The organism is Rhodococcus sp. CX, assembly GCF_015865005.1.
GTDB lineage: Bacteria > Actinomycetota > Actinomycetes > Mycobacteriales > Mycobacteriaceae > Rhodococcus.
Map to the genome: position 1 here is coordinate 6,664 of NZ_JADZGH010000054.1, position 4,740 is coordinate 11,403.

General features: G+C 69.0%; 5 protein-coding genes. 4 read left to right on the forward strand and 1 reads right to left on the reverse strand.

Annotated elements, in window-relative coordinates; all coding sequences use genetic code 11:
* The first annotated feature begins 288 nt into the window (after nt 1-288).
* The 4 genes from I0Q12_RS05265 (at nt 289) to I0Q12_RS05280 (ending at nt 3,891) form a co-directional block, all read left to right on the forward strand.
* Entirely contained in the window at nt 289-1,416 is a 1,128-nt protein-coding gene (locus I0Q12_RS05265; protein ID WP_197250947.1) for a resuscitation-promoting factor, read from the forward strand.
* A gap of 12 nt (nt 1,417-1,428) precedes the next feature.
* Nucleotides 1,429-2,556, forward strand: coding sequence for a resuscitation-promoting factor (locus I0Q12_RS05270; protein WP_197250948.1), 1,128 nt, complete (start codon nt 1,429-1,431; stop codon nt 2,554-2,556).
* A 9-nt stretch (nt 2,557-2,565) separates the two neighbouring features.
* A complete protein-coding gene (gene rsmA / locus I0Q12_RS05275; RefSeq protein ID WP_197250949.1) occupies nt 2,566-3,441 on the forward strand; it encodes a 16S rRNA (adenine(1518)-N(6)/adenine(1519)-N(6))-dimethyltransferase RsmA in 876 nt (291 codons plus the stop codon).
* A gap of 243 nt (nt 3,442-3,684) precedes the next feature.
* Nucleotides 3,685-3,891 (forward strand): cold-shock protein, encoded by a 207-nt coding sequence (locus tag I0Q12_RS05280; protein ID WP_068155724.1) that lies wholly within the window; start codon nt 3,685-3,687, stop codon nt 3,889-3,891.
* An 86-nt stretch (nt 3,892-3,977) separates the two neighbouring features.
* Here I0Q12_RS05280 and I0Q12_RS05285 read toward each other — a convergent pair.
* Nucleotides 3,978-4,740 (reverse strand): YafY family protein (locus I0Q12_RS05285; RefSeq protein ID WP_231610046.1); only part of this gene is annotated, 763 nt, incomplete at its 5' end.

The window sequence follows — 4,740 nt, forward strand, 5'->3', positions numbered from 1 at the left end:
CGCGCGGCCGGGTTCTCGTGTGTGCGAACGGCCGGGTCGGGCCGTGAATTTCCGCCTTCTTTCGACCATCCTTTCGAACGGCGTTTCGTCCGGAATCACATGCTCGTAATTCGGGGTGAGAATCGCACGTCCGTACCACTTTCCCCGGGTCTCGGCGAAGTGATCGAAAATCACGAAATGTCACCAAGCATTTACAATTGAATCCGCAGTTCAGACGGGTGCAGTTGCCGTATCAAAGCCGGTTCGTTACCGTGCTGTGATCACAGTTGTCGTCCGTTTGGAATTGTTGTGTCACCTTTTGCCAAGCTCAATCGAGCCAAATCCCCCGTGCTGTACTCGGTCGTCGCGGCCCTTTTCGTGACGCTCATCACCGGCGGAATCTTCGCCCTCGTCAAGCACAAGGAACTGACCCTCGACGTCGACGGTGAGCAGCGTGCCTTCGGCACCATGAGCTCCACCGTGAGCGACATCCTGGCCGACGCCGGATACGAAATCGGCGAGCACGACGTCGTCGCTCCGGCCGCCGACGCGACCGTCTCCGACGGCGACACCGTCGTCCTGCGCCGCGCCCGCGAGGTCAACCTGACCGTCGACGGCGAGCAGCGCTCGGTGTGGACCACCGCGCTCACCGTCGACGAGGCGCTGGCCCAGTTCCAGCTCTCCTCCGACGTCCACGTCTCGGCCTCGCGGTCGCACCGCCTGCCGCTCGAAGGCATCGACCTGGACGTCGTGAACCCGCGCAACGTCCAGTTCACCGACGGCGCCGCGCCCGCGGTCCCGGTCCGGATCGCCGCCCCCACGGTCGGTGAGTTCCTCGCCGCCAACGGCACGAAGCTCGAGCAGGGCGACTCCGTGACGCCCGCCGCCGACGCTCCGCTCACCGAGGGCCTGAACATCGTCGTCACCCGCGACCGCATCGAGTCCCGCGTCGAGAACCTGCCCGTCCCGCCGGCCGAGCACCGCGTCGACGACCCGAACATGACCGAGGGTGAGACCGCCGTCGACAACCCGGGTGTCCCGGGTGAGCGCTCCGTCACCTTCGACGTGCACACCGTCAACGGCGTCGAGGTCGGCCGCACCGAGAAGGCATCGACCGTGATCACCGAGCCCGTCGCCACGACCGTCCGCGTCGGAACCAAGCCGAAGCCCGCCGTGCCCGCCTCCGGTCGCGCATCCACCTGGGATTCGATCGCACAGTGCGAGGCCACCGGCAACTGGGCCATCAACACCGGCAACGGCTTCTACGGCGGCCTGCAGTTCACCCAGCAGACGTGGGCCGCCTTCGGTGGCACTCAGTACGCCCCGCGCGCCGATCTGGCCACCCGCGAGCAGCAGATCGCGGTCGCCGAGAAGGTGCAGGCGGCACAGGGCTGGGGTGCCTGGCCTGCATGCACCAGCAAGCTCGGCCTGAGGTAAGAACTGGAACTTGTGTCTGCGCTGTCGAAGATCAACAGTTCCCGGTCCACGCTGCTGTATGCGGTGGTGGGAGCCCTGTTGCTGACGTTGATCGCCGGGGCAGCGACCGCGGTGGCGCGGCACAAGACGATCACGGTGAACGTCGACGGCGAGCTCGTCGCACTCGCCACCATGCGCACCGACGTGCGCGGCGTGCTGTCCGATGCCGGATACGGCATCGGACAGCACGACGTCGTGGCACCGGATGCCGACGCGTCCGTCTCCGACGGCGACACCGTGGTGCTGCGCCGGGCCCGCGAGGTCCAGCTGACCGTCGACGGCACCGAGCGCAGCATCTGGACCACCGCGCTGACGGTCGAGGAAGCGCTCGCCCAGCTCGATCTGGCCTCGGACGTGTACGTCTCCGCGTCGCGCTCGCACCGGCTGCCGATCGAAGGCCTCGACCTGGACGTCGTGACCCCGCGCAACGTGCGGCTCGCCGACGGCAGTGCCCCCTCCGTCCCGGTCCGGCTCGCCGCCCCCACGGTCGGTGAATTCCTCGCCGCGCACGGCGTCCCGCTCGAGCAGGCCGACGAGGTGAACCCGCCGGCCGACACCCCGCTCACGGACGGTCTCGAAATCGGCGTCACCCGCAAGCGGGTCCGCGAAGTCACCGAGACGCTGCCGCTCGAACCACCCGTCCGGCGCATCGAGGACGAGACGATGAACATGAGCCGCACCGTCGTCGAGGACCCGGGCACCCCCGGAGTGCAGGAAGTGACGTTCGCCGTCAGCACCGTCGACGGGGTCGAGACCGGCCGCGAAGCCACCGGCACGGTCGTCGTCACCGAGGCTCGGCCGTCGATCGTGCGGGTCGGCGCCAAACCGGGCACCGAGGTCCCGCCCGTCGAGGACGGCGACATCTGGGACGCGCTGGCCGAGTGCGAGGCCGGCGGCAACTGGGCGATCAACACCGGCAACGGCTACTACGGCGGCGTGCAGTTCGACCTGAGCACCTGGGAACGGCAGGGCGGGCTCCGTTACGCACCGCGCCCCGACCTCGCGACCCGCGAGGAGCAGATCGCGATCGCCGGCCTCACCCAGCAGGCGCAGGGCTGGGGTGCGTGGCCGTCGTGCTCCGGCAGCCTGGGTGTGCGCTAGGTTCAGGACGTGTCAGACGACTCTCCCCGCGGCCGGGCGGCACTGCTCGGACCTGCCGAGGTCCGGACGCTCGCCGAGGAGTTCGGCGTTCGCCCGACCAAGCAACTCGGCCAGAACTTCGTGCACGACGCCAACACCGTGCGCCGCATCGTGTCGGTCGCCGGCGTGGGCCGCGACGACGTGGTGCTCGAGGTCGGCCCCGGTCTCGGATCGCTGACCCTCGCTCTGCTCGACGTCGTGGACCGGGTGGTCGCGGTCGAGATCGATCCGAAGCTCGCCGCGCGGCTGCCCGAAACCGTCGGGCAGCGAGCACCCGAGCTCGCCGGAAACCTCGACGTCGTGCTGCAGGACGCGATGAAGGTGATGCCGGACGAGTTGCCGGTCACCCCGACCGCGCTCGTCGCGAACCTGCCCTACAACGTCGCGGTGCCGGTGCTGCTGCACCTGTTCGCCGAGTTCCCCTCGCTGCGCACCGCGTTGGTGATGGTCCAGTCCGAGGTCGCCGACCGGCTCGCCGCGCAGCCGGGCAGCAAGGTGTACGGGGTGCCCAGCGTGAAGGCCTGCTTCTTCGGGGAGGTGCGTCGCGCGGGTGCGGTCGGGCGCGCGGTGTTCTGGCCCGTGCCGCAGGTCGAATCCGGTCTCGTGCGCGTCGATCGCTACACCGAACCGCCGTGGCCCATGGATGCGGAGTTCCGCCGCCGTGTCTTCGCGGTCGTGGATGCCGCGTTCGCGCAACGCCGCAAGACGCTGCGCGCGGCGCTGAGCGGCTGGGCGGGTTCGCCGGCCGAAGCGGAACGACGCCTGGTCGCGGCGGGTATCGACCCGTCGATGCGTGGTGAAAAGCTCGATGCCGCAGCGTTCGTGCGGCTCGCAAACGTCGAGTGACCGCCGGCGCCGTTGCCTGCCAAGGCGATTCGCTCAACAGTTGCGGACTCGCGAAGTGTGTGATCTACTTGTCCACGGTCGTTAGGTAGTGTGTTTGTGGTTAACCCTCGCACATTTCTGGTTGCGAGCGGATGCGATAGCCACCACGGAAATCGTTTCAGCCGTCGAGTGACAGACCCGGACGGTGTTCAGCCGTCCGACGACGGGGAGGCGACCGCCACCCCACAGCAGTTAGGAAACAACATGGCTGAAGGTACCGTGAAGTGGTTCAACGGCGAAAAGGGCTTCGGCTTCATCGCTCCGGCCGACGGTTCGGCTGACGTCTTCGTGCACTTCTCCGAGATCCAGGGCCGCGGCTTCCGCACCCTCGAGGAGAACCAGCGCGTGAGCTTCGAGATCGGCCAGGGCCAGAAGGGCCCGCAGGCCACCGGCGTCACCGTCATCGGCTGATACCCGATACCTCCACGAAACCCCGGAACTCACAACGAGTTCCGGGGTTTCGTGCTGCAAACCGTTGCGGTGTCCCGCTTTTCGCGTCAGGCGCGCCCGTACCGGGCGGCGAGCAGCGTGTGCCGCTCGGCCAGGTCCCGGCACGCGTCGCGCAGTTCGGGCGGATCCAGCACCGTGAAATCGACGTCGAACGCGTGCAGCCAGCCCGCGATCGACTCGAGCGACCGGCCCTCGAGTACCACCGCGCAACTGCTGTCGTCGACGAGTTCGACACTGCCCCAGTCGTCGTCGACCTTCGGCGCGATCTCGTCGAAGGGCGCGTGCAGCAGCACCCGGGCCTGCACCTGTGCGGCGCCGCGCCGGATCCCGCGCGCCACGAACTCGGCCGCACCGCCCGGCGGCAGCTCCCGGGGCGTGAACCGCGGACCCGTGGGGATCTTCGGATCCATCCGGTCGACGCGGAACGTGCGCCAGTCCTCCCTGCCGACGTCCCAGGCGACCAGGTACCACCGCAACCGCGACCGCACCAGGCGATACGGCTCGACCTCGCGCCGCGCGGATTCCCCGTCGTGCGTGCGATAGTCGAAGCGCAGCCGCTCGTGGGTGTGACACACCGCAGCGACCGTGCTCAGCAGCGCCGCGTCCACCGCCGACGCCGCCGGCCGCCGGTCCACCACATCCACCTCCAGCGCCTCGAGCCGGTGCCGCAACCGCGACGGCATCACCTGCCGCAGCTTGGCCAGGGCCCGGGTCGCGGCCTCACCGATCCCGGTGACCGAGTCGTTCGCACCGGCCTGCAGCGCGAACGCGACGGCGACGACCTCCTCGTCGTCGAGCAGCAGCGGCGGC